The sequence below is a fragment of the Streptomyces sp. NPDC102462 genome (genome assembly GCF_044765425.1).
In the GTDB taxonomy this organism is placed as follows: Bacteria; Actinomycetota; Actinomycetes; order Streptomycetales; family Streptomycetaceae; genus Streptomyces.
Genome location: NZ_JBIWKB010000053.1, coordinates 1 through 23,373, shown reverse-complemented (window position 1 = coordinate 23,373; position 23,373 = coordinate 1). Strand labels below are relative to the sequence as shown.

General features: G+C 70.8%; 21 protein-coding genes and 2 tRNA genes. 12 read left to right on the top strand and 11 right to left on the bottom strand.

Annotation, left to right across the window (positions count from 1 at the left end; genetic code table 11):
• Positions 1-254: 254 nt before the first annotated feature.
• Together ACIRFL_RS33545 and ACIRFL_RS33540 are read right to left on the bottom strand one after the other, a co-directional pair.
• Positions 255-986: an aspartate/glutamate racemase family protein gene (locus tag ACIRFL_RS33545; protein WP_404036097.1), complete on the bottom strand. Its 732-nt coding sequence runs from the start codon at positions 984-986 to the stop codon at positions 255-257.
• Positions 983-1,768: a decarboxylase gene (locus ACIRFL_RS33540; protein WP_404036094.1), complete on the bottom strand. Its 786-nt coding sequence runs from the start codon at positions 1,766-1,768 to the stop codon at positions 983-985. Before ACIRFL_RS33540 ends, ACIRFL_RS33545 begins: the two co-directional genes overlap by 4 nt.
• A gap of 169 nt (positions 1,769-1,937) precedes the next feature.
• On the opposite strand from ACIRFL_RS33540, the gene ACIRFL_RS33535 reads away from it, so the two are divergent.
• Both ACIRFL_RS33535 and ACIRFL_RS33530 read left to right on the top strand, forming a co-directional pair.
• Positions 1,938-2,885, top strand: a complete 948-nt coding sequence (locus tag ACIRFL_RS33535) for a D-2-hydroxyacid dehydrogenase (RefSeq protein WP_404036091.1) — start codon at positions 1,938-1,940, stop codon at positions 2,883-2,885.
• Between the two features lie 14 nt (positions 2,886-2,899).
• Entirely contained in the window at positions 2,900-4,282 is a 1,383-nt protein-coding gene (locus tag ACIRFL_RS33530; protein WP_404036089.1) for an amidase, read from the top strand.
• A 34-nt stretch (positions 4,283-4,316) separates the two neighbouring features.
• Here the strand turns inward: ACIRFL_RS33530 and ACIRFL_RS33525 are convergent, their stop codons facing one another.
• A complete protein-coding gene (locus ACIRFL_RS33525; protein ID WP_404036086.1) occupies positions 4,317-4,832 on the bottom strand; it encodes a DUF3830 family protein in 516 nt (171 codons plus the stop codon).
• Between the two features lie 38 nt (positions 4,833-4,870).
• Between ACIRFL_RS33525 and ehuB the strand changes: the two genes are divergently transcribed.
• From ehuB to ACIRFL_RS33495, 6 genes are all read left to right on the top strand, one after another.
• Positions 4,871-5,788 carry an ectoine/hydroxyectoine ABC transporter substrate-binding protein EhuB gene (gene ehuB, locus ACIRFL_RS33520; protein ID WP_404036083.1) on the top strand — a complete coding sequence of 306 codons (918 nt, stop codon included), beginning with the start codon at positions 4,871-4,873 and terminating at the stop codon, positions 5,786-5,788.
• Positions 5,785-6,513 (top strand): ectoine/hydroxyectoine ABC transporter permease subunit EhuC, encoded by a 729-nt coding sequence (ehuC, locus tag ACIRFL_RS33515; RefSeq protein ID WP_404036080.1) that lies wholly within the window; start codon positions 5,785-5,787, stop codon positions 6,511-6,513. The genes ehuB and ehuC overlap by 4 nt, the downstream gene beginning before the upstream one ends.
• Positions 6,510-7,160, top strand: a complete 651-nt coding sequence (ehuD, locus tag ACIRFL_RS33510) for an ectoine/hydroxyectoine ABC transporter permease subunit EhuD (RefSeq protein ID WP_404036077.1) — start codon at positions 6,510-6,512, stop codon at positions 7,158-7,160. The genes ehuC and ehuD overlap by 4 nt, the downstream gene beginning before the upstream one ends.
• Positions 7,161-7,212: 52 nt before the next feature.
• Complete coding sequence (gene ehuA, locus ACIRFL_RS33505; protein ID WP_404036196.1) at positions 7,213-7,932, top strand: ectoine/hydroxyectoine ABC transporter ATP-binding protein EhuA; 720 nt, start codon at positions 7,213-7,215, stop codon at positions 7,930-7,932.
• Between the two features lie 226 nt (positions 7,933-8,158).
• The gene (locus tag ACIRFL_RS33500; protein WP_404036075.1) at positions 8,159-8,917 is read left to right on the top strand and encodes an IclR family transcriptional regulator; all 759 of its coding nucleotides are present in this window, start codon (positions 8,159-8,161) and stop codon (positions 8,915-8,917) included.
• Between the two features lie 95 nt (positions 8,918-9,012).
• Positions 9,013-9,086, top strand: a tRNA-Lys gene (locus ACIRFL_RS33495).
• On the opposite strand, the gene ACIRFL_RS33490 is transcribed toward ACIRFL_RS33495, so the two are convergent.
• The 4 genes from ACIRFL_RS33490 to ACIRFL_RS33475 form a co-directional block, all read right to left on the bottom strand.
• Positions 9,052-10,743, bottom strand: a complete 1,692-nt coding sequence (locus tag ACIRFL_RS33490; RefSeq protein WP_404036072.1) for an AMP-binding protein — start codon at positions 10,741-10,743, stop codon at positions 9,052-9,054. The genes ACIRFL_RS33495 and ACIRFL_RS33490 overlap by 35 nt on opposite strands.
• 234 nt (positions 10,744-10,977) lie before the next feature.
• On the bottom strand, positions 10,978-11,583 hold the full coding sequence (locus tag ACIRFL_RS33485; protein WP_404036069.1) for a lytic polysaccharide monooxygenase: 606 nt from the start codon (positions 11,581-11,583) through the stop codon (positions 10,978-10,980).
• A gap of 97 nt (positions 11,584-11,680) precedes the next feature.
• Positions 11,681-12,802 (bottom strand): SPFH domain-containing protein, encoded by a 1,122-nt coding sequence (locus tag ACIRFL_RS33480; protein WP_404036066.1) that lies wholly within the window; start codon positions 12,800-12,802, stop codon positions 11,681-11,683.
• A gap of 133 nt (positions 12,803-12,935) precedes the next feature.
• Positions 12,936-14,231 carry a peptidoglycan-binding protein gene (locus tag ACIRFL_RS33475; RefSeq protein WP_404036064.1) on the bottom strand — a complete coding sequence of 432 codons (1,296 nt, stop codon included), beginning with the start codon at positions 14,229-14,231 and terminating at the stop codon, positions 12,936-12,938.
• A 185-nt stretch (positions 14,232-14,416) separates the two neighbouring features.
• Between ACIRFL_RS33475 and ACIRFL_RS33470 the strand changes: the two genes are divergently transcribed.
• The 4 genes from ACIRFL_RS33470 (at position 14,417) to ACIRFL_RS33455 (ending at position 19,515) form a co-directional block, all read left to right on the top strand.
• Positions 14,417-14,490, top strand: a tRNA-Lys gene (locus ACIRFL_RS33470).
• Positions 14,491-14,555: 65 nt separating this feature from the next.
• Entirely contained in the window at positions 14,556-15,278 is a 723-nt protein-coding gene (locus ACIRFL_RS33465) for a FadR/GntR family transcriptional regulator (protein WP_404036061.1), read from the top strand.
• A 320-nt stretch (positions 15,279-15,598) separates the two neighbouring features.
• Positions 15,599-17,581: a glycosyltransferase family 2 protein gene (locus tag ACIRFL_RS33460; protein ID WP_404036058.1), complete on the top strand. Its 1,983-nt coding sequence runs from the start codon at positions 15,599-15,601 to the stop codon at positions 17,579-17,581.
• Positions 17,578-19,515, top strand: coding sequence for a galactose oxidase-like domain-containing protein (locus tag ACIRFL_RS33455; protein WP_404036055.1), 1,938 nt, complete (start codon positions 17,578-17,580; stop codon positions 19,513-19,515). The genes ACIRFL_RS33460 and ACIRFL_RS33455 overlap by 4 nt, the downstream gene beginning before the upstream one ends.
• A gap of 289 nt (positions 19,516-19,804) precedes the next feature.
• Here ACIRFL_RS33455 and ACIRFL_RS33450 read toward each other — a convergent pair whose 3' ends face one another.
• From ACIRFL_RS33450 to ACIRFL_RS33435, 4 genes are read right to left on the bottom strand one after another with little or no spacing between them, the layout of a single operon-like run.
• Complete coding sequence (locus ACIRFL_RS33450; protein ID WP_404036052.1) at positions 19,805-20,248, bottom strand: NUDIX domain-containing protein; 444 nt, start codon at positions 20,246-20,248, stop codon at positions 19,805-19,807.
• Entirely contained in the window at positions 20,245-20,901 is a 657-nt protein-coding gene (gene tmk, locus ACIRFL_RS33445; RefSeq protein WP_404036049.1) for a dTMP kinase, read from the bottom strand. The genes ACIRFL_RS33450 and tmk overlap by 4 nt, the downstream gene beginning before the upstream one ends.
• A complete protein-coding gene (locus ACIRFL_RS33440; RefSeq protein WP_404036047.1) occupies positions 20,898-22,424 on the bottom strand; it encodes a B12-binding domain-containing radical SAM protein in 1,527 nt (508 codons plus the stop codon). Before ACIRFL_RS33440 ends, tmk begins: the two co-directional genes overlap by 4 nt.
• Before the next feature lie 12 nt (positions 22,425-22,436).
• The gene (locus tag ACIRFL_RS33435) at positions 22,437-23,240 is read right to left on the bottom strand and encodes a hypothetical protein (RefSeq protein ID WP_404036045.1); all 804 of its coding nucleotides are present in this window, start codon (positions 23,238-23,240) and stop codon (positions 22,437-22,439) included.
• Between the last annotated feature and the right edge of the window lie 133 nt (positions 23,241-23,373).

Sequence of the window (23,373 nt, the reverse complement as noted above, 5' to 3'; positions counted from 1 at the left end):
GCAGTTCCCCGCGCCCCTTCGGGGGACATCCGCCGTCCATCGAGTGCGGCCACGCTGTGGCTGATCGCGCAGTTCCCCGCGCCCCCTTCGGGGGACATCCGCCGTCCCTCGGCTGCGGGCGCGTTGTGGCTGGGCGCGCAGTTCCCCGCGCCCCTTCGGGGGACATCCGCCGTCCGTCGGGTGCGGGTGCGTTGTGGCTGGGTGCGTAGTTCCTTGCGCTCCCTTCGGAGGTGTCGGGATCCCGGGGTGGGGGGTCAGGCTTGGATTAGGGGTTCGTGGGTGAAGAGGGAGCCCAGGGTGGGGGCGTTCACCCTGCGGTCCGTCAGGCGCAGGGCCTCCCACACCGTGACCTGGTTGGCCGTGAGGACCGGCTTGCCCAGCTCCTTCTCCAGCGCGGGCAGGTGGGCCACCGTGTGCAGGGCCGTGTCCGGCAGCAGCAGCGCCTGCGCCTGTGCCCGGTCCGCCCGCCTGGCCAGGTCGAACAGCTCGCGCTCGCCCCAGTCGCCGACCTCCGCTGCCGTGATGATCCCGGACGGCCGCACCGCGGTCACCGTGACGCCCGCGGCCCGCAGGAAGTCCGCGAACAGTTCGGCCACGTCGTCCGGATAGGTCGCACCGACCGCCACCCGGTCCGCCCCGATCTCGCGCAGCGCGTGCACGAACGCGAAGGACGTCGAGGAGGCCGGCATGCCCGCGGCCAGGGCCAGCGAGCGCACCTGCTCGTGGGCGCCCTCCCAGCCGTACACGAAGCTGCCGCTGGTGCACGCCCACACGACCGCCTCCGCGCCCGCCAGGCGCAGTGCCTCGACGCCCGCCGCCAGCCGCTCGGGCGCCCCCATCCGCCGCAGCGCGTCCACCCGGTGCGCGTCCTCGCCGATGTCGGTGTGGACCAGCTCGACCCGGATGTCGCTGCCCAGGAGCTGCTCGGTGCGCGGATAGTCGTCCTCGGCGGAGTGCCCCGGGTAGAGGAATCCGAGTGCGGTCATGTCCAGCCCTCCTGCTGTTCTTCCGGCAGTGCGGGCCATCCGCGCGCCGCCTCGTCCAGCAGCGCCTGGTACGGCCCTACCGCTCGGGTACCCAGTCGGCGCAGCGCCGCCCACATCGTGACCTGGTTGGCCGAGAGCACGGGGATGCGCAGCTCCGCCTCCAGCTGGGGGATCACGTCGTACGTCGGCAGGTTGGTGCAGGAGATGAACAGGGCGTCGGCGCCGCCCGCCCGTGCGGCGCGGCGCGCCATCGCGGCCACGTCCCGGTACGGCACCCGCCAGATGTACCGGGTCAGCCCCATGTAGACGCACCCGGTCACCCGGACCCGCGCCTCGGCCACATAGTCCCGCAGGGCGCGGGTCACCGACTCGGTGTACGGCGTCAGCAGGGCCACCCGTCGCACCCCCAGCTCGGCCAGCGCCTCCAGCAGCGCACCGGACGTCGTCACGGCCGGCACCGCGCCGGCCCGGACCATCGCCTCCCCCATCGCCCGTTCCCCGGCGATCCCGCCGACGAAGCTGCCGGACGTGCAGGCGTAGGCCACCACCTCGGGTTCCACGGCGGTCAGCGCGCGGACCGCCTCGCCGAGGGTTTCGTGCTCGCTGACCAGCCGGGCCAGGTCGAGGCTCACCTCGACCGGCACGTACGGCGTCCGCGTCAGGTGCAGCGACACCTCGTCCGGCACCCAGCGCCACAGCTCCCGGTCGAGCGCGAAGTCGAAGGGGGCGACCACGCCGACACCGCGCTGCGGGCGGGGACCGCCGAGAAAGGAGACGTCCATGGCAGACACCGGCCTCACGGGGGAAAACGGGCGGGCAACAGGGTGCGGGTACGCCCGTGTTGACGAAGGTAGGTTCGGGTGCGAGCGTGGTCAATCCGCCCATGTCAGACGCCCTCCCCCAGCCGCCCGCCGCGGACCCCCGCCACGGACCCCAAGGAACGGTGTGTCGATGTCCGTCCCGACGCTCCTCGTGCTCGATGCCGACCCGCCGCCCCGCCTCGGCCGGCTCACCGGCCGTGCCCGCGTCGTGCACGCCGACGAACGCACGCTGGCCGGGCTGCTGCCGACGGCGGACGTCCTGCTGGTGTGGGACTTCGCCTCGCGCGCGGTGCGCGATGCCTGGCCGGGCGGCGGCCCGCGCCCCCGCTGGGTGCACACGGCGAGCGCGGGCGTGGACCATCTGATGTGCCCGGAGCTGGCCGATTCGGACACCGTGGTGACCAACGCGCGCGGGATCTTCGACCGGCCCATCGCCGAGTACGTGGCCGCGCTCGTGCTGGCCATCGCCAAGGACCTCCCGCGCACCCTGGACCTCCAGCGGCAGCGGACCTGGCGGCACCGCGAGGCCCGGCGGCTGGCCGGCACGCGCGCCTGCGTGGTCGGCTCCGGGCCGATCGGCCGGACCATCGCCCGCACGCTCAAGGCGCTGGAGGTGACGCCCGCGGTCGTCGGCCGCGTCCCGCGCACCGGCATACACGGCCCCGACGACCTGGACCGGCTGATCGCGCGGGCGGACTGGGTGATCGCGGCGGCGCCGCTGACCGAGCAGACGCACGGCATGTTCGACACCCGCCGCTTCGGTGTGATGCAGCCCTCGGCGCACTTCATCAACGTCGGCCGCGGCCAGCTGGTCGTCGAGGACGCGCTCGTCGAGGCGCTGTCCAAGCGCTGGATCGCGGGCGCGGCCCTGGACGTGTTCGCCACCGAGCCGCTGGCCCAGGACAGCCCGCTGTGGCGGCTGCCGGGGCTGATCGTCTCCCCGCACATGAGCGGCGACACGGTCGGCTGGCGGGACGAACTCGGCTCCCAGTTCGTGGAGTTGTACGAGCGGTGGGCGGCCGGCCGGGCCCTGGTGAACGTGGTCGACAAGAAGCGCGGATACGTGCCGGGTCACTGACCCCGGGAGGGTGCATGGAGCTGACCGACCTGACCGCCGTACAACTACTCGACGGCTACCGCACGGGCGAGTTCAGCCCCGTGGAGGCCACCGCCGCCGCCCTGGAGCGGGCGGCGCGCATCCAGCCTGAGGTGAACGCCTTCGTCCGGCTCCTCGACGAGGAGGCACTGACCCGGGCCCGGGAGTCGGCCGGGCGGTGGCGGCGCGGGGAGCCGGCGGGCCCGGTGGACGGCGTGCCGGTGACGGTCAAGGACATCCTGCTGCTGCGCGGCCATCCGACCCTGCGGGGTTCGCGGACCGTACCGGCGGACGGCGAGTGGGCCGAGGACGCGCCGTCGGTGGCCCGGCTGCGCGAGCAGGGCGCGGTCTTCATCGGCAAGACGACGACACCCGAGTACGGCTGGAAGGGTGTCACCGACTCCCCGCTGACCGGGGTGACCCGCAATCCGCACGACCCCGCCCGCACCGCGGGCGGCTCCAGCGGCGGCAGCGCGGCGGCGGTGGCGCTCGGCGCGGGCCCGCTGTCGCTGGGCACGGACGGCGGCGGCAGCGTGCGCATCCCGGCCGCGTTCTGCGGGATCTTCGGGCTGAAGCCGACGTACGGCAGGGTGCCGCTGTATCCGCCGAGCGCCTTCGGCACGCTGTCCCATGTGGGCCCGATGACCCGGGACGCGGCGGACGCGGCGCTGCTGCTGGACGTCATCGGCCGGCCCGACGCCCGGGACTGGTCGGCGCTGCCCGCGGCGCCCGGCCCGTTCACGGCGGCCCTCGACCGGGGCGTGCACGGGCTGCGGGTGGCGTACTCGCCGTCGCTTGGCGGTCAGGTGGCGGTGCGTCCGGCGGTCGCGGCGGCGGTACGGCGGGCGGTGGCCGGGCTCGCGGACGCGGGCGCCTACGTCGAGGAGACCGACCCCGACCTCGCGGACCCGGTGGACGCCTTCCACACCCTGTGGTTCAGCGGCGCCGCCCGGGTCGTGCAGGGGCTGCCGCCGGACCGGCGGGCGCTGCTCGACCCCGGGCTGCGCGAGATCTGCGGGGCGGGCGCCCGCCTCTCCGCGCTGGACTATCTGGCCGCGGTGGACGTCCGCATGGACCTCGGCCGGCGCATGGGCCGCTTCCACGAGAGGTACGACCTGCTGGTCACGCCGACCGTGCCGATCACGGCGTTCGAGGCGGGCGCGGAGGTGCCGAAGGGCTCGGGCCACCGGCGCTGGACGGGGTGGACGCCGTTCACGTACCCGTTCAACCTCACCCAGCAGCCGGCCGCGACCGTGCCCGTCGGGACGGGCGACGCGGGGCTGCCGATCGGTCTCCAGCTGGTCGCGGCCCGGCACCGGGACGATCTGGTGCTGCGCGCCGCCCACGCGCTGTACACGGCCGGGCTCACGCGAAGCTGAGCGTCACCCCTACCGCCGGTGTACGCGGCCGGGCTCACACGCGGCGGAAGCCGAGCGTTTCTCCCGCCGCGCCGGACCGCCACAGGTCGTTGCACGCCTCGGCCATCCGGTCGAGTCCGTCGACGACCTGGCCCCAGACGGTGCCGGGCACCCAGCCCACGTCGCCGTTGAGCAGCAGGTTGTTGCGCTCGTAGAACAGGGCCAGGTCGACCAGGGTGGTGCCGGCGCCCACCTCGCGGTCGTAGCCGTAGGCGCGCGTGCCCAGTTCCGCGCCGGCGAAGGAGAAGTAGCAGAGGTCACCGGGGATCGGGGTGACCGTCGGATTCTCCAGGGGCGGCCCGGACGCCGCGAGGGGCGGGAAGAGGGCGTAGATCTCGTTGCGCGCGTACTTGGCGTGATAGACGTCACCGGACAGCGGCAGGGCGTCCCACACCGCGGCGCAGGTCAGCGGAGCACGGTCGTCCAGAAGCCGGGCCGTGCACCGGACATCCCGTTCGACCAGCGACACTTCAAGGAATCGGGCGGTCGTGGAATCCGTCATGGAATCCATGGTGCATAAGTCGTGTGGTCCCGGGTAGCCGCGCGGCCATGGCTCCACCACTTGGGAACGGCGTACACACAACCGGGTACGGGCACAGACGCAGCCGGCGGGCGGTGCTCGCGGGCGTGGCGGCCCTCGGCGCGCTCGGCGCGGCGGGCTGCTCACGCGTCGCCACGGCGTCCGCGGCGCCCGGCGGCGACCTGCTGGACCGGCTGCGGGCGCAGGGTGTCGTCCGGCTCGGGATCGCCGGCGAAATACCCTTCGGCTACATCGACAAGGACGGCCGGCTGACCGGTGAGGCACCGGAGTTGGCGAAGGTCGTCTTCAAACGGCTCGGTGTGGACACCGTGCAGCCGGTGCCGACCGAGTTCGGCTCGCTGATCCCCGGACTGAACTCGCAGCAGTTCGACGTCGTGGCGGCCGGGATGTACGTGAACCCCGACCGCTGCGCCCAGGTGATCTTCGCCGACCCCGACTACCAGATGCTCGATTCCTTCATCGTGCGCAAGGGCAATCCGAAGGGCCTGCACAACTACCAGGACGTGGTCGCCAAGAAGGCCAGGTTCGCCACCGGCACGGGATACGCCGAGATCCAGTACGCGGTGGATGCCGGGTACAAGGAGAGCGACATCCTGATCGTCCCGGACCAGGTGGCCGGGCTGAACGCGGTGGAGGCCGGACGCGTCGACGTGTTCGCCGGGACCGCCCTGACCACCCGTGAGGTGGTGAAGAAGTCCGCCAAGGCGGAGGCCACCGCGGCCTTCGCCCCGCTCGTCGACGGCAAACCGCACGTGGACGGCGGCGCGTTCGCCTTCCGGCCCACGGAGACAAAGCTCCGGGACGCCTTCAACACCGAGCTGCGCAAGCTGAAGAAGAGCGGTGAGCTGCTGCGCATCCTGCGGCCGTTCGGCTTCACACAGGCCGAGATGACCGACCTCACCGCGAAGGAGCTGTGCGGCGGATGACCACCGGGCTCTGGGAACTCGTACTCAAGGGAGTCTGGACCACGATCCAGCTCCTGGTCCTCAGCGCGCTGCTTGCCGCGGCGGTCTCCTTCGTCGTCGGCATCGCGCGCACCCACCGGCTGCGCGTCGTGCGCTTCGTCGCCGGTTTCTACACCGAGGTGTTCCGCGGCACCTCGGCGCTTGTGATGATCTTCTGGGTGTTCTTCGTGCTGCCGATCGCCTTCGGCTGGCAGCTGGTGCCGATGTGGGCGGGCACGCTGGCGCTCGGTCTGACCTACGGCGCGTACGGCTCGGAGGTCGTGCGCGGGGCGCTGAACGCGGTCGAGGCGGCGCAGAAGGAGGGCGGCATCGCCCTCGGCTTCACGCCCTTCCAGCGGCTGCGGCTGATCCTGCTGCCGCAGGCGGTGCCGGAGATGATCCCCTCCTTCTGCAACCTGGTGGTCGAACTCCTCAAGGGCACCGCACTGGTGTCCGTCATGGGCATGGGCGATCTGGCGTTCAGCGCCAACCTGGTGCGGCTGGCGCTCCAGCAGAGCGCGGAGGTCTACACCTACGTGCTGCTGATCTACTTCGTGATCGCCTTCGTGATCACCCGGCTGATGCGGGCGCTGGAGAAGCGGCTGAAGGCCGGGCTCGGCAAGGACCCCGGCACGGAACGGACGGCGCGTGAGGTCAAGCGCGCCCAGACGACCGGCGTGGGCGCCGCGGGCGGTGGTGCGGCATGACCTGGGACTGGAACACCGTCGGCGACTTCATGCCGCACTTCTGGGACGGCCTGCTGGTCACGTTGCAGGCGCTGGCCCTCGGCTCGGTGCTCTCGTTCAGCCTGGGCCTGGTGTGGGCGCTGCTGATGCGGACGCCGACCCGGTGGGTGCGCTGGCCGGTCGGGGTGGTGACGGAGTTCGTCCGCAACACGCCGCTGCTGGTGCAGCTGTTCTTCCTCTTCTACGTGCTGCCCGAGTGGGGACTGACCTTCTCCGCGCTGACCACCGGCGTCTTCGCGATCGGGCTGCACTACTCGACGTACACGATGCAGGTCTACCGGGCCGGCATCGAGGCGGTGCCCGTCGGTCAGTGGGAGGCCGCGACGGCGCTGAGCCTGTCGGTGCGCAGGACCTGGACGGCGGTGATCCTGCCGCAGGCGGTCCGCAGGGTGGTGCCGCCGCTCGGCAACTACGTCATCTCGATGCTCAAGGACACGCCCATCCTGATGACGATCACCGTCCTGGAGATGCTGGGCCGGGCGCGGCTCTTCTCCCAGCAGCACTTCCAGTTCACCGAGCCGGTGACGGTGATCGGCGTGGCCTTCATCGTCATCTCCTACCTCGCCTCCCTCCTTCTGCGCACCCTGGAGCGTCGCCTTGTCCGTTGAGACCCGTAAGCAGCCGACCGCCACCGAGGACCGTCCGACCGCGCTGATCCGCATGGAGGGGGTGACCAAGCGGTTCGGGGACCACACGGTCCTGGACGGGCTCGACCTGTCCGTGCAGGCGGGCCGGCACGTCACCCTGATCGGCCCGTCCGGCTCCGGCAAGACCACGATCCTGCGGCTGCTGATGACGCTGGCCAAACCGGACGCGGGCACCATCGCGGTGGACGGGCAGCCGCTGTTCCCGGCCTCCGAGAAGGAGGTCCGCGAGGTCCGCAAGAAGATCGGGATGGTGTTCCAGCAGTTCAATCTGTTCCCGAACATGACGGTGCTGCGGAACATCACCGAGGCCCCGGTCACCGTGCTCGGCCTGGACAAGGACGAGGCGGAGGCGCGCGCCCGCGAACTGCTGGAGCTGGTCGGCCTCAGCGACAAGTGCGACATGCGCCCCTCGCAGCTGTCCGGCGGGCAGCAGCAGCGGGTGGCGATCGCACGGGCGCTGGCCATGCGGCCGCAGGTGCTGCTGCTGGACGAGGTGACCTCCGCGCTCGACCCCGAGCTGGTCGCGGGCGTCCTGGACCTGCTGCGGGACATCGCCCGCAGCACGGACATCACGATGCTGTGCGTGACCCACGAGATGAACTTCGCCCGGGACATCTCCGACCAGGTCCTGATGTTCGACGGCGGCCGGGTCATCGAGGCGGGGACACCGGAGCGGATCTTCAGCGATCCGGAGCAGGACCGCACCCGGGAGTTCCTGGGCGCCGTCCTGTGACCGATTTTTTTTTCGCCCCGGCGGTGCAATTGCAGCAGGTGAGGGTGTCAACACAGCAGGTCACCCGCCGGGGTGTGCCGTAGGCATATGCCAGAGTGCCGATGCCGCAGCTTACGGGCACGGTGATCTCGTCAACGCCCCCTCCCCGGCGGACGCCGGACCGTTATCGTGGAAACGATCCGCCGTCCGGATCGCGGCCCAGAGAGCAAGCGCAGGGGGGACCACCGTGGCGCTGATGCACGAGCCGACCGCCCCGTACCACTCCGCCCAGGACGCCCTGCGCGTCCTGGAGACGGTGGCACGGCACACCATGGGCATCACCGACACCGAGCTGGCCCGCAGGACCCGACTCGGCCCCGAGCGGCTGACCGCCCTGCTGCGGATGCTGCGCCGCGAGGGCTACGTCGAGCAGGTCACCGACGGCGCCTATGTGACCGGGGACGCCCTGAGCCGGCTCGGCTCAGCGCACCACCGGGAGCGGGCGCTGCGCGACAAGCTCCAGCTCACCCTGGTCCGGCTGCGGGACTCGGTCGGCGCGGCCGTCTACCTGAGCCGGTACGTCGACGGTGAGGTGAAGGTCACCCAGTACGCCGACAGCCCGGCCACGCCCGCGGTCAACGAGTGGGTCGACTTCCGCTCCTCCGCGCATGCCACGGCCGTCGGCAAGAGCCTGCTGACCCAGCTCGACCACAACGCCCGCCGCGACCACCTCTCCCGGCACAAGATGGCCCGCCTCACCTCGCGCACCATCACCAGCGACCGGCTGCTGCTGTCCCGTCTGGAGTCCCAGCCGCCGACGGTGCCCGTGCTCGACCTCCAGGAGTACGCGGTCGGCACGGTGTGCGCGGCCGTGCCGATCACGGCGGGCTCCTCGGTGGGCTGTCTGGCGCTGTCACTGCCGGTGGCGCACGCGCACCGGCTGCGGCGGGCCGCGGACGCCCTGAACCGCAACGCGGCCCCGGTGCTGCTGTCCCTGGCGATCTAGCGCCGGTACCGGATCCGGGGTGGTCCCGAGCACCCCCGAGGACCGGGTAGTATTTTCTTCGTCGCCGGCCGCGGGACGCGGACGGCGGGAGTCATGCGCCGCTAGCTCAGTTGGTTAGAGCAGCTGACTCTTAATCAGCGGGTCCGGGGTTCGAGTCCCTGGCGGCGCACCGGTGAAGGGCCTCTCGTTCGCACGAGGGGCCCTTCGGCGTCCTCGGCGGTCAGCCGCCGGTACGTCTCCTCGCCCGGCGGCCGCCACCACACCGGGTCGGCGCACCACGGCCCCTGGCGGCGCAGCTCCGCCCGATGGATCTTGTTGGTGGCGGTGACCGGCATCCGCTCCACCAGCCGGACGAACCGGGGCGCCATCTTCGTCCCGAGGTCGGGCTGGGCGGCGAGGAAGGCGGCGAAGTCTTCCGGGTCGAAGGTCCCCGCGATCGCCGTCATCACCTGGTCGCCGGTGACCGGGTCCGGCACCGCGTAGACGGCGACGGCGTCGGCACCCGGGTACCGGGCGAGGATGTTCTCGATCATCGCGGCGGCCAGGTTCTCGCCGTCGACCCGCAGCCGGTCGTCCCCGCGGCCCGCGAAGTAGAGGTATCCGTCGGCGTCACGGCAGAACAGGTCCCCGGTCCAGTACCAGCCTCCGCCGCCGTCGGCCTCGCCGGACCCGGGGAATCCCCGTCGCCGTCGCTCGGCCTCCGCCGCCGGGTTGCGCCAGTACCCCTCGAAGGGGTTCGGCCCCCGGTTGACCAGCTCGCCTATCGCCTCGTCGCCGTTGAGCAGCCGGCCGGCCTCGTCGAAGCGGGCGGGCGGGCACTCCGTGCCGTCGGCCGGGTCGAGCACGGCCAGCCCGGGCGTCGCGCGCCCCACCGCACCGGCGGGCGTACCGGGCGTCCACCGCACCGCGGCGCCGCCCTCCGAGGAGCCGTACCCCTCCACCAGCCGCACCCCGAACCGCCCCTCGAAGGCCGCCGCGTCCACCGCACCCGCCTCGGTGCCGAAGCCCAGCCGCAGCGGGTTGTCGGCGTCGTCCGGGCGTGGCTCGGTGGCCAGCACATACTGCACGGCCCGCCCGACATAGGTGAAGTACGTCGCCCGGAACCGGCGTACGTCCGGCAGGAAGCCCGACGCGGAGAACCGCCGGCGCAGCGCCACCCCGGCGCCGGCCGCCAGCGCGGGCGCCCAGTCGGCGATCACGGCGTTGCCGTGGAACAGGGGCATGCAGATGTAGTGCACGCCGTCGGGGCCGAGGCCGAACTGGTCGACGAGGGCGCGTCCGGCGGCGGCCAGCCGGCCCTGCGAGCAGAGCGCGGCCTTGGGGGCGCCGGTGGAACCGGAGGTGAAGCAGAGCAGCATGCGGTCTTTCGGGGTGGCCCGGGAGGGGTCGGGGGTGGCGTCGGCGTAGGGGGCGAGCAGGTCGGCGTAGGCCGGGGTGTCGGTGATCAGCAGCCGTACGCCGGGCAGGTCGAGGCCGTCGAGGAGCGGCAGCCGCGCCCGCTCGGTGACCAGCAGCGGGCACTCGGTGTGCAGGATGTCGCGGGCCAGTTCGGGGCCCCTGCGGGTGGGGTTGATCCCGGCGACCGCGGCGCCGGCGAGGGCGGCGGCGCCCAGCCACAGCGGGAACTCCGGGGTGTTCTCGAGCAGTACCCCGACATGCGGTTCGGCGCCGGCCGGCAGCAGATCGGCCAGCAGCGCGGCACGGGCGGCGGCGCCGGCCGCGACCTCGTGATGGCTCAGCACCCGCTCCTCGAACCACAGCCCCGGCCGCCGGTCCCCCCACCGCCCCGCCACCAACTCCGCGACCGTATCCGTACGGAACTCCATGACCGGGCACGGTAGCTGACATACCGTCAGATGTGGAGCCCAGGGAACGACGGTTCTCATGACACCCCGCCACCGGCCACCGGACACGACCGCAGGCAACCGCGGGCGCCGGCGGCTACGTCACCGAGCCCTTCCGGCTCGCCGGACTGCCCGCCCGCGCCGGCAGTCGTCACAGGAAGGGGCCCGCGTGCGGTGGGGGGTGTGGTGTCGGCGCACGCGGGCCTGGGGGGTGGGTCAGAACGTGACGTCGGAGCAGGCGTAGAACGCGTTGCCCGTGTCGGCGATCGTCCAGACCGCGAGGATGACGTGGTGCCCGCTCAGGCCGCTCGGCAGGGTGCCGCTGTGCGAGAGCGTGGCCGGCGGCTGCTGGTTGTTGTACGGGACCGTGAGGAACGGCGTGGTGTTGAGGTCGGAGCGGGCCAGGGCGTGGTTCTGGTTCCAGCCCGGCTTGGTGACGTAGTACCGGAAGTCCGTCGTGGCGTGCCGCGCGGTGAACTGCCAGCGGAAGGTATAGCTCTGACCGCCGGTCACCTTGGTGGTCGGCCAGGCCGCGCCGGACGGCGTGGTCGGCGAGCTGAGCTGGGCGAACCGGCTCACCCCGCCGTTGCAGAGCTGCCCGTCGGCGGGGCCGCCGGCCGGGAAGCCCTTCGGGCCCTCGACGCTCTGCGGCTCCCACTGGATGTCGCCGCAGTTGGCCACCGTTCCGTTCTGGCAGAGCTTCTGCCTGCTGATGGGCAGGTCCGTGTAGCCGTGGCCGCTGGCCCCGCCGGAGGAGAGCGCGAACGCTCCGGCGGTGGCCAGACCCACCACGACGGCGGACAACTTGGTCTGTGTACGCATGCTGCCGCTCCTGGAGAACGTGGGGGAAGTTCACTGAGCCGTGCAGGTCTAGACCAAGTCTCAGATTATTGCCGTCAGTTGGACATGTCCATACCAATCACGGGGCGGACTCGGTGCGGCCCGCGCAGAAGGCGACCGTCAGATCCCGCACCAGCGCCTTGCGCTCGTAGTCGTCGAGTTCGACCAGCCCGCGCATGGTCAGCCGGGTCACCGTGTCCTCCACCGAGTCCACCACCGAGGTGAGCATGGAGGAGCGCTGCTGTGCGTCCAGCACGGCGATCCGGCGCCGGTGCATGGCCGCGGCGACCTCGGGCGCGTACTCGGCCCGGACCGGCTGCACCGAGAACACCTCAAGCCCGATGCCCGCCGCGTCCGCCGCAACCAGCCGGGTCAGCGCCTCCCCCGCCGCCTCCGCGGCCCCCCGCGCCCCGCCCGGCATGTCCACCGGCACCCGGGCCAGCGCCGCCTCCACGCACTCCCGCAGATACCTCTCGTGGTCCGCCACGCCGAGCACGGCCCGCGCGGTGTCCCGCACCCGCCACACCACGAGGACCACTACCCGCAGCGCCACCCCGCTGCCGTCGGCGGCCGACATCGGCTTGCTGCGCCAGTGCCGCAGCCGCACATCGACCCGGCGCCGCCGCAGCATCGGGTTCACCCACATGAGGCCGGTGCGCCGCACGGTCCCCCGGTAGCGGCCGAACAGACCGAGCACCCAGGCCCGGCCGGTCGCGCCCCGCGCGAGCCCGCCGAAGCCCAGCGCGCCGAGCGCCCCGGCCCCCGCGTACGCCGCCCACTGGGCCGGGCCCAGACCGGCGCCCGCGTACGCGGGCAGCCACAGCGCGTCCGCCGCGAGCCGCGGCAGCACCCCCGCCCACCAGGAGGTGGCCACGCACCCGGCCACCCCGGTGAGGCCGGCGAGCACCCCCGCGGCCCCGGGCAGCGCCCGCGCCGGCCGCTCCACCAGCAGCGGATCGACCTCGGGCACCTTGCGGGCCCGCACCGGCGCCTGCCGCCTGAGCCGGGGCTGCTCGCCGGTGCCCCGCCTGCGGGCCACCACCGCCGGCTTGAGCGGCACCGACACCGGGGCGGGGTCATCGCGGAACAGCAGGTGGACGGGGATCTCGGTGGTCGATTCGTTGTGGATCAGCCGGGTCGGACGGGACGGCCCCTCGACGGGTCCCTCCGACTCGGGCGTGTGTGACGTCGTCGTGCTCATGCGTGCCTCCAGCCTCCGCGCCAGATGCGTCATGACAGGTGAGTGACAGAGAAGAAGAGAAAGGACGAGTAGAGATGAGAAGTGACGAGAAGCGACGAGAAGTGACGCGAGGAGAAAAAAGGGGGGCGGGGGCCTAGGCGAACAGCCGTCGCCAGGTCTCCGGCCCCGGATAGCCGTCCGCCGCCCCGCCCCGCCAGCCCTGGGACCGCTGGAACGCCTCGACGGCCCGCCGGTCCGCTTCGCCCCAGCGCGGTCCCGGCCCGGCCGTGTAGTAGCGGCCGTACCCCTTCTTGACCAGCTGCCGCCCCAGCTGGGTGACGTAGGTGTTCTCCGCGCCGGGGCGGAACATGGCGCGGCCGGGGTAGCCGGACACACCGTGCGAGGCGGGTGCGCCGGCCCTGGTGGCCCTGATGTCCTTGCCCTTCCCGGTCGCCAGCAGTTCCCAGGTGCGCGGTCCCGGTACCCCGTCGGCATCCGCGCCGCTCCAGCCCTGGGCCTTCTGGAACGCCTGGGTCGCCCGCCGGTCCGCGTCGCCCCAGCGCGGTCCCGGACCCCGGGTGTAGTAGGCCCGGCCGCCGCGGGCGACCAGCATCTCGCCCAGCCGGGTGACGTACTTGTTGTTCGCGCCGGGTCCGAAGTAGGCCGCCCCGGGGAACGGCCCGCTCTTGACCGCGGTGGTCGCCCCGCCGGCCGGCGTGCCCGCGGCGAGGCCCTTGTAGCGGTAGGGAACGTATTTGTCGGAATTACTCCAATAGGAGTACGGGGTGGACATCCGGCGGGTGTGCGGGCGCGTCTGCTCGTAGGCCGTGTAGTAGGTGTGCGTGTAGTCCGTCCAGCCGCCGAAGATGACGACGTGCGAGCCCATCTGCGGGTCGGCGGAGTTGTGGAAGAGCAGAATGTCGCCGGGTTGCAGGTCCTCCTTCTTGATCCTCACGCCGAACTTGCCGAGGCTGCCCGTCCACTCGTTGCCCGGCAGACCCCAGGCCATGGAGACGAAGCCCGAGCAGTCCTGGCGGTAGCCGTCCGTCCAGTACGCGCTCGTGCTGTACGGCACCTGGGCGGTGACCCAGGTCTTGGCCCGGTTGATGATCTCCGTACGGGTGATCGTGCGCGGCTGGGCCGCGACGGCGGGCGTTGCGCTCGGCCCGTGCAGCGGCACCTGGCCGCCCTGCGGGGTGTCGGGTCCGGGCCCCGCCGGAAGGCCCGGCCGGTGCGGAGCGGGCGGAGTGGAGGGCACGGCGAGGGCGGGCGCCGCATGGCCCGCGGCGAGTGCGGACGTGGCGGCGGCCACGATCAGGGCCCGCCGGGCGGCCGGGTGCCCGCCGAACCGGCCGGGCAGCGTACGCGGGCTCACCCGCCGCCAGTGGACACATCCGGGGCACTCGCAGTCGCTCACGGGATCGAATTCCTCGAATACCGGAGTCGCCATGCGAGCCCCCTCACATTCCGGGTTGAAATGTCCGCGTCTGTGCACATTGATCAGTTTCTCAACTGTCATCGCGGCGCGCATGTTGACGGTCCGAATGATGTACGCGCCCCGGGCCGGCACCTCCGCGCCGTCTCCCGGCGGTCAGAACCACACCCCGAGGTCGGGTAGAGTTCTCGCGTCAGCAGGCGCCGCTAGCTCAGTTGGTTAGAGCAGCTGACTCTTAATCAGCGGGTCCGGGGTTCGAGTCCCTGGCGGCGCACGATGGCGGCAGGCCCTTCGCACACCGAAGGGCCTGTCGCTTGTTTGGCCGGATACGCTCTGGCCATGGCGGCCCGAGACCTGCAAGAGCGGATCAAGAAGCTCATCGTCGACCGACGGCTGCCCTCCGGGGCGCCGCTGCCGACCGAGCCCGAGCTGATGAAGCTCCTCGGCGCGAGCCGGAACTCGGTGCGCGAGGCGCTGAAGGCCCTCCAGGCCGTGGGCATCGTGGAGATCCGGCACGGCTTCGGCACCTACGTCGGCCCGATGTCCCTCGCCCCGATGGTCGAGGGCCTTGCCTTCCGCACGGTCGCCGGGCACCACCGGGGCGAGGACTCCCTGCTCCAGCTGCTCGAACTGCGTGAGGCGATGGAGGCGGGGCTGGTCTCCCGGCTGGCCGGGCGGCTGCCCGAGACCGACCTGATTGAACTGGATGCGCTCGTCGACCGTATGGAACAGCGGGCCGCGCAGGGAGCCGGCCTCGCCGAGACCGACCGAGCGTTTCACGCCATGCTCTACCGGGGGCTGGACAACGCCCTGCTGAGCGAGGTGCTGGAGGCGTTCTGGGACGCCTTCGACCGCGTACAGCGGGATCTGGTGGAGCTGCCGCAGGACCCGCGGGTCACCGGCCGCCGGCACCGGGAGATCCTGGACGCGGTCAGGTCCGGCGACTCCATACGCGCCGAGGAGGCCATAAGAGACCACTTCGGCCACATCCGCGCCCGACTGTCCCCGGCCGTCACGACACGTCCACCAGATCCCCACACGCCCCGCAATGAGCGCGTATGACCGGTAAACACAGTGTTTCGCATCTTGCGATCATGCTCGGCCCCGTAGAAACCTGGTTGTTCAAGCTGCCGCCGATACGCGGCACTTGGGGGGAAGGGAACCGGTTGCCGCAGCGACGGGGAGGGGGGACCCGTCCATGAGCGGATGCCGAGGGGGGCACCCTGCAACCGGAACGTCGCGGTTCCATGTCGATAAGGTGTGGGAGACGTGGGGGCTGTGACCGCGACCCACCACTGACGCGCCCGTGACGGTCGAGGGGGACCCGAAGGGGCGCAACGAACCGACTGACACGCGGTGCTCCGCGTGTGGGGGGATGACTCATGACGTCGACGCCGACGGGCGCCCGGCAGAACTTCGACCCGTCACAGACCACGCAGCTCCGGGTGCCCGGGCACCGCACCGGCAACACGGGGACGTTCCGCCGGATCAAGAAGAACCTGCCGAGGTACGACTACGAGCACTACAGCCGGCTGGCGGGCCCCCTCACCCAGCCCGAACCCGGCAAGCCGTACACCGTGCAGTACCGCTCGCTGCTCTCCCAGGAGCCGCACCGCATACGCGCCGCGCTCATGCTGGGCGCCGCCCCGCTGCTCTCGCTGGTCCTGCTGGCCTGGCTGCTGCAACCCGAGCACTGGACCGAACGCGACTACCCCGCCTACGACTTCCTGCCCGCGCTGGACGTCGTGATGCTGGTCTCGATCGGCCTGATCGAGTTCTTCCGCTGCATGAACGTCCTGTCGAACGCGCACGCCACGCTGGTCGCCCGCGACCCCGTCCCGGTGGTGCCCGAGACCGGCACCAAGGTCGCCTTCCTGACCTCCTTCGTGCCCGGCAAGGAACCGCTGGAGATGGTCACCAAGACCCTGGAGGCGGCCGTCCGGCTGCGCCACCGGGGCCTGCTGCACGTCTGGCTGCTCGACGAGGGTGACGACCCGGAGGTCAAGGAGGTCTGCGCCCGGCTCGGCGTGCACCACTTCTCCCGCAAGGGCGTCGCGCACTGGAACCGGCCCAAGGGCCCGCACCGCGCCAAGACCAAGCACGGCAACTACAACGCCTGGCTTGAGGCGCACGGCGACGAGTACGACTTCTTCGCCTCGGTCGACACCGACCACGTACCGCTGCCCAACTACCTGGAGCGGATGCTGGGTTACTTCCGCGACCCGGACGTCGGCTTCGTCATCGGCCCGCAGGTGTACGGCAACTACGACACCTTCGTCACCAAGGCCGCCGAGTCGCAGCAGTTCCTCTTCCACGCGCTGATCCAGCGCGCCGGCAACCGGTACGGCGCCCCGATGTTCGTGGGCACGTCGAACGCGGTGCGCATCAGCGCGATCAAGCAGATCGGCGGCCTGTACGACTCGATCACCGAGGACATGGCCACCGGTTTCGAGATGCACCGCGCCAAGAACCCGGCCACCGGCCGGAAGTGGAAGTCGGTGTACACGCCGGACGTGCTCGCGGTCGGCGAGGGCCCGAACGCCTGGACCGACTTCTTCACCCAGCAGCTGCGCTGGTCCCGGGGCACCTACGAGACGATCCTCAAGCAGTACTGGAAGGGCCTGTTCTCACTGCCGCCCGGCAAGCTCTTCAACTACACCATGATGATCATCTTCTATCCGATGTCCGCCCTCAACTGGATCCTGGCGGCGCTGAGTTGCGCGCTGTTCCTGGGCCTGGGCGCCTCGGGCGTGAACATCGACCCCACGGTGTGGCTGATGCTCTACGGCAACGCCTCCGCGCTCCAGATCGGCCTGTACATCTGGAACCGCCGGCACAACGTCTCCCCGCACGAGCCGGAGGGCTCCGGCGGCGTCGCCGGCATGGTGATGTCCGCGCTGTCCGCGCCGATCTACGCCCGCTCGCTGATGGACGCCGTACTGCGCCGCAAGAGCAAGTTCGTGGTGACGCCCAAGGGCGAATCCGCCAGCCCCGACACGCTGTTCGGGACGTTCCGGATCCACTGGTTCTTCATCCTGGTCTTCGGCGGATCGCTCGCCGCCGGCTTCGTCCTCGGGCACTCCCACCCGGCGATGGTCACCTGGGCCGTCTTCGCCATGCTGATCACCGCGGCGCCGGTCTTCGCCTGGCGGTACATGCTCCGGCAGGACCGCAAACGGCCCGCGGCAGGACCGCAGGACGCCGCGGCGCCCGACCCGGCGGCCGGCCACGAACCGCAGGACGCGACGGGCGGGCCGCACCCGCCGCACGCCCCGCAGCAGCGGCCCACCTGGGCCGATGCGAACGGGACCAACGAGCAGACCATGCAGATCGCCCTGGGCGGACTTGGGGGACGTAAGGAATGAACGACAGTGCCGGTCGCCGCCGTGCTCGTCGACTCGCGATAGGCACGGCGGTGGTACTCGCGCTGGCCGGGATGAACGGACCGTGGCTGTACCGCTTCGGAACCGAGAAATACCACCAGTACAAGATCGACAGACCCGAGTACAAGGCCGCCAACGGCAAGTGGGACATCATCGAGTTCCCCGAGGAGTACCGCCAGCACACCATCCACGCGGCGCTCCTGCACACCGGCAAGGTGCTGCTGATCGCGGGCTCGGGCAACGACCAGGAGAACTTCGACGCGAAGAAGTTCGACACCCGCATCTGGGACCCGGTCAAGGGCACGATCAAGAAGGTGCCCACGCCCAACGACCTGTTCTGCACCGGCCACACCCAACTGGCCAACGGCAATCTCCTCATCGCCGGCGGCACCAAGCGGTACGAGAAGCTCAAGGGCGACGTCACCAAGGCCGGCGGCCTGATGGTCGTGCACAACGAGAACCCGGACAAGCCGATCACCCTGCCCGCCGGCACCAAGTTCACCGGCAAGGAGAGCGGCAAGACCTTCGTGTCGAAGGATCCCGTCCTGGTGCCGCGCGCGAAGAAGGTCTTCGACAAGACGACCGGCGCCTTCCTGCGCAACGACCCCGGGCTGGGCCGGATCTACGTCGAGGCGAGAGCGAGCGGCACCCAGTACGAGACCGGCACCCAGGACAACTACCGCATCCAGGGGCTGACCGGCGCCGACTCGCGCAACACCTACGGCATCGCGCAGAAGCTCGCCCTCGACAAGAAGGACTTCCAGGGGATACGCGACGCCTACGAGTTCGACCCGGTCGCCGAGAAGTACATCAAGGTCGACCCGATGAACGAGGCCCGCTGGTACCCGACGCTGACCACCCTGAGCGACGGCCGGATCCTCAGCGTCTCCGGCCTCGACGACATCGGACAGCTGGTCCCGGGCAAGAACGAGATCTTCGACCCGAAGACCAAGAAGTGGACGTACACCGAGAAGATCCGGCAGTTCCCCACCTATCCGGCCCTGTTCCTGATGGAGAACGGGAAGATCTTCTACTCGGGGTCCAACGCGGGCTACGGCCCCGACGACGTGGGCCGCGACCCCGGCATCTGGGACGTGGACACCAATGAGTTCACCAAGCTGCCCGGGCTCGGCGACGCGGACCTGATGGAGACCTCCGGCACGGTGCTGCTGCCGCCCGCGCAGGACGAGAAGTACCTGGTGATCGGCGGCGGCGGGGTCGGCGAGTCCAAGGTGTCCAGCAAGAAGACCCGGCTGATCGACCTGAAGGCCACCGACCCGAAGTTCGTGGACGGGCCGTCGCTGGAGAAGGGCACCCGCTATCCGCAGTCCTCGATCCTGCCCGACGACACCGTGCTGGTCTCGGGCGGCTCGGAGGACTACCGGGGGCGCAGCGACTCCAACATCCACCAGGCGCGGATCTACCACCCCGACAGCAACAGCTTCACCCAGGTGGCCGACCCGCTGGTGGGCCGCAACTACCACTCCGGGTCGATCCTGCTGCCCGACGGGCGGGTGATGTTCTTCGGGTCCGACTCGCTGTACGCGGACAAGGCGAACACCAAGCCGGGCAAGTTCGAGCAGCGGATCGAGATCTACACGCCGCCGTATCTCTACCGGGACTCGCGGCCCTCGCTGTCCGGCGGGCCGCAGACCATCGCCCGGGGCGACTCGGGGACCTTCACCTCCCCGCAGGCCTCGACGATCAAGAAGGTCCGGCTGATCAGGCCCAGCGCGTCCACGCATGTCACGGATGTCGACCAGCGGTCCATCGCGCTGGACTTCACCACGTCCGGGGACAAGATCACGGTGACCGTGCCGGGGAGCCGGAACCTGGTGCAGTCCGGGTGGTACATGCTGTTCGTGGACAACGCCGAGGGGACACCGTCGAAGGCGCAGTGGGTGAAGGTGCCGTAGCGCTGCGGTGCGCTGCGCTGGCTCGGGCCGACTGCAACTGCGGGTCCGTTCTGGCCGGTCGCGTCCGCCTATACGCGGGGCTCACTCGGGGCCCTTTGCGGCTGCGGGCCCGTCTCGGCCGGTCGCGCAGTTCCCCGCGCCCCCTACGGGGCGCAACGCCCGCGGCGGGCCTGAGGCCCCTTGCGGCTGCGGGTTCGTTTTGGCTGGTCGCGCAGTTCCCCGCACCCCTTTGGGGCGCGGTTTAGGCGTGGCTGCTTGTTTTGGCTGGGCGGGGCCTGTCTTGGTGGGGCTACCGCCAGCCGTGTTCTGCGAGGGGGCCGCTGCCGTCGAGGTAGCCGCACAGGCCGGCCTGCGGGTACTCGATGATGTCGTCCGGCAAATCGTGGACGGTGAACCAGGTGAGTGCCAGGCACTTCTCCGGTTCCTTGTTGACGGGTTCTCCCTCCCACTGGACGGCTTCGAAGAAGAAGCCGATGCGTTCCACATCGTCGTCCTGGCGGTGGTGCACGACCTGCACGAGACGCAGGCCACTCGGGTCGACAGTGATGCCAGTCTCCTCGAACAGTTCACGGGCGGCGCCATCGGGAAGAGGCTCGCCTTGGTCGAGCTTCCCCGACGGCATGTGCCAACGCCCATAGCCGTAGGGGCCGCCCCGCTTGGAGAGAAGGATCTTGTCGCCGTCGCGAAGGATGACGTGGGTGTCGATGACGGGCGTGGCCGGCGTTTCGCTCATGGTCCTTGAGGGGTTGATGGGGCGGTGGAGGGGACTGAGGCTAGCGGGAGGGCCGGTATGGCGTCGGCGATTCGCCGAGCTACGTCCGATGGGGTGTAGGCGCCGTTGTCGAGAAGCAGCACTTCAACGCCTCTGCTCGTCAGGTGAGCCGCGGCGTCCCGGTACAGGGCGACTTCGCGGCTCGGGCCGTCGGGGTCGACATGCCAGCGGTGTGTGATGCCACGCTCAACGATGCGCGCGGCGATCAGGTTCGGTTCGGCGGTGAGGATCACAGCCAAGTCCGGGAGCGGGACATGCTGGTTGACGTCAAGCAAGAATTCCACGGGGACGCCGTCCATCTGTTGCAGGACCAGCGTGGAGGCGAGGTATCGGTCGCTGACGACCAGTTCGCCGGCCCGCAACGCCGGGTCGATCACCGTCTCGACGTGCTCGTAGCGGGTAGCGGCCACAAGACAGGCCAGCGCAAGGCCGTGGAGTGTGTTCGCGTTGGACCGGGTGAACGTACCCAGCGTGGTGGTGGTCGGCTCGACGGTGCGCCGGACGGGGCGGCCTTGCTGGGCGAGCAGGTCGTGCAGCGCCTGCACGGTGGTGGACTTGCCCACGCCGCTCGGCCCGTCGACGCTGACGAACCAGCCTCTGCGTCCGCCGCTCACGCTGCTGTCCCCCGAACGCTCTGGTTCCGCTCGTGCTGCTCGCGCGTGAGCATGGCGAGTGTCGAACGTATGCGGTCCAGTGGAACGTCGCCGAACTGGATGCCGACGGAGAAATTGAACTCGTCGCGCTGCCGCATGAACTCGTGCGCACCGTCCGCGGTCAGGTCGACGTCGTCGTACGCCAGGAGGGCATCGGCGCTGTGGCCGACGTCGATCAACGTCTGCCACACGGGAGTGCCCGGGTACGGCCTGAACTCGAAGACGCTGGCCCGGATGTCCCCGGAGTGCTGGTCGGAGATGTCCCACAGGTTGCGGATGTGCTGGATGGTGGCGTCCAGGTCCCCCTGGCTCTCCCCAGGGAAGCCGAGGATGAAGTAGCCCTTCACGCTGATGCCGTGGGAGAACAGGCGACCGGCGACGCGCTCGGTCATCTCGGCGTCGATCCGCTTGTCCATCGCCGCCAGGATGCGGTTGCTGCCGGACTCGATGCCGAGGGCGACTTCGCGCAACCCGTTGGTGACGAGACGGTCCAGGTCGGCGTCGGAAAGACGGTTGAGGACGTTGATGCGGCCGGTGGCGTCCCACACATACCGGTCGCCGATCCTGTGGCGGGTGAACGCCTCCATCTGCTCATCGATGACACGGCCCACCCCAAGGAACAGGTCGTCTACGAAGCGGAAGGCTGTCACGCCGTACTCCTCGTGCAACTGGTCGAGCTCGCCGATGATGTTCTCGGGGGAACGCACGCGGATCACCACGTCGGGGTTGGCGGACACGGCGGCGCCGCAGAAGGTGCAGTTGTAGGGGCACCCACGACTGCCGACGATGTTGGCCTCCCAGTGGCCCCGTGGGCTGATCCAGGTCCGTGTTGCGGCCAGGCGGCGGTCTGCCGCGGTGGCCGGGGCCTGGTAGGGGTCCTGGGGCAAGAAGGCCCGGTTGACGTAAGGCAGGGCGTTGATGTCGGGGCCGAGCAGCGAGGCGCTCGTCTTGAGGTCGGCGATGCCGACGGCCCGGGTGCCGAGGAGGGAGTCGCGCCACATGACGCCCGGCAGGGTGCGCCGGTTCTGGATGTCTTCCAGAAGAGCGGCGACGCGCAGTTCTCCTTCACCGAGGACTAGGGCGCCGAGGCGGCGCATGCGGGGGTCGGCGAGGATGCGGTCCGGCATGGCCTTGGCATGGTGCCCGCCGACCATCAGGTCGATGCCCGGGTCGAGCCGGGCTGCGATCCGGGCGGACATCTCGTACGTCGGCGCGAGGAGGTTCATGGCGGCCCAGCGGGGAGCGGCCTCGTAGACGAGCTGGGCGGCTTCTTCTAAGCCCAGGCCGTGGGCTTCGGCATCGAGCACACCGACGTTGAAGCCCTGTTGCTGGGCGTAGGTGGCGATGTACGCCATGCCGAGCACGGGAAGGGTGTAGTCGTTGGTGCGGGGCCGCAGGGTGTAGTCACGCAACGGTGCATTGATGAACAGGGCGTCGAGCGTACGGGTGGGGTCGGCGCCTGCGATCAGCGTCAACTGCCGCATAGTTCCTCCAGGTCATCGTGCGTGTGCCCCCCAAGTGAGGGTGGCGAGGGTGAGGGTGTGCAGGGCGGTGCGGTCTTGCCGGGCCCAGCCGGTCCACAGGGGGCCGAAGCGCTTGTCCTTCTTGTCGGGCCAGGGGTAGGCGGGTGCGATCTGTGCGGCCCATGTGCGCACGGCGAGGTCGTCGTGCGGGTAGACGCTGAAGTCCCCAGTGAAGTCGGCGGCGGCCGCGCGCGCGGTCCACGGGCCGATTCGGGGGATGTCGGTCAGCGCGGGGACCAGGTCCTCGGCGTCCAGGTGCTCCCAGGTGCCGTGATGCTGCTCGTAGTGCTCGGCTGCGGCCTGCAGTGCGGTGCGGTGGAACTTCGCGCCGACGCCGGCGAAGCAGCTGTCGGGCAGCTCAAGGACCCTGGTGTGGGGCGGAGCGATGGCGAGGGGCCCGAAGGGGCCGTTGATGGTGGTTCCGTACGTGCTGCACCAGGCGCGGTAGAGCTTGCGGGCCTGGTCAGCGCGCACGACCTGCCGCAGGATCGCGGTGGTGATCGCATCCCACAGCCATGGGTTGGTCAGTCGCTGCGAGACGCCGAGTTCGGCGAGACCGGCCCGGAGTTCGGCGGGTGCGGGCGTCGGCAGGTCGGCGGGATCGGTGACGGTGAAGGACGGCTTGGCGTCCTCGTCGCCGTCCACGCAGTCGAGGCGCAGTCCGTGGGTGTCGTGGGACAGGACCCACAGACCGGAGCCGGCTCGTACGGCACGCGCGCGGGCGCCGTCGTCGTAGCGGTGCCAGGCGGGGTGATCGGTCGTCAGAACGCCGGCCATGTGAAGCTCCTCATGGTGTGCGGTGAGTTTGGCCGTAGCGGGACCTGTCCCCGAGTGGTGGACACCTCTGAGCCCGGCCCCGGCAGGGGCCGGGCAGGAGGGATCTCTTATGGTGATGAAGGTCTACTCGCCC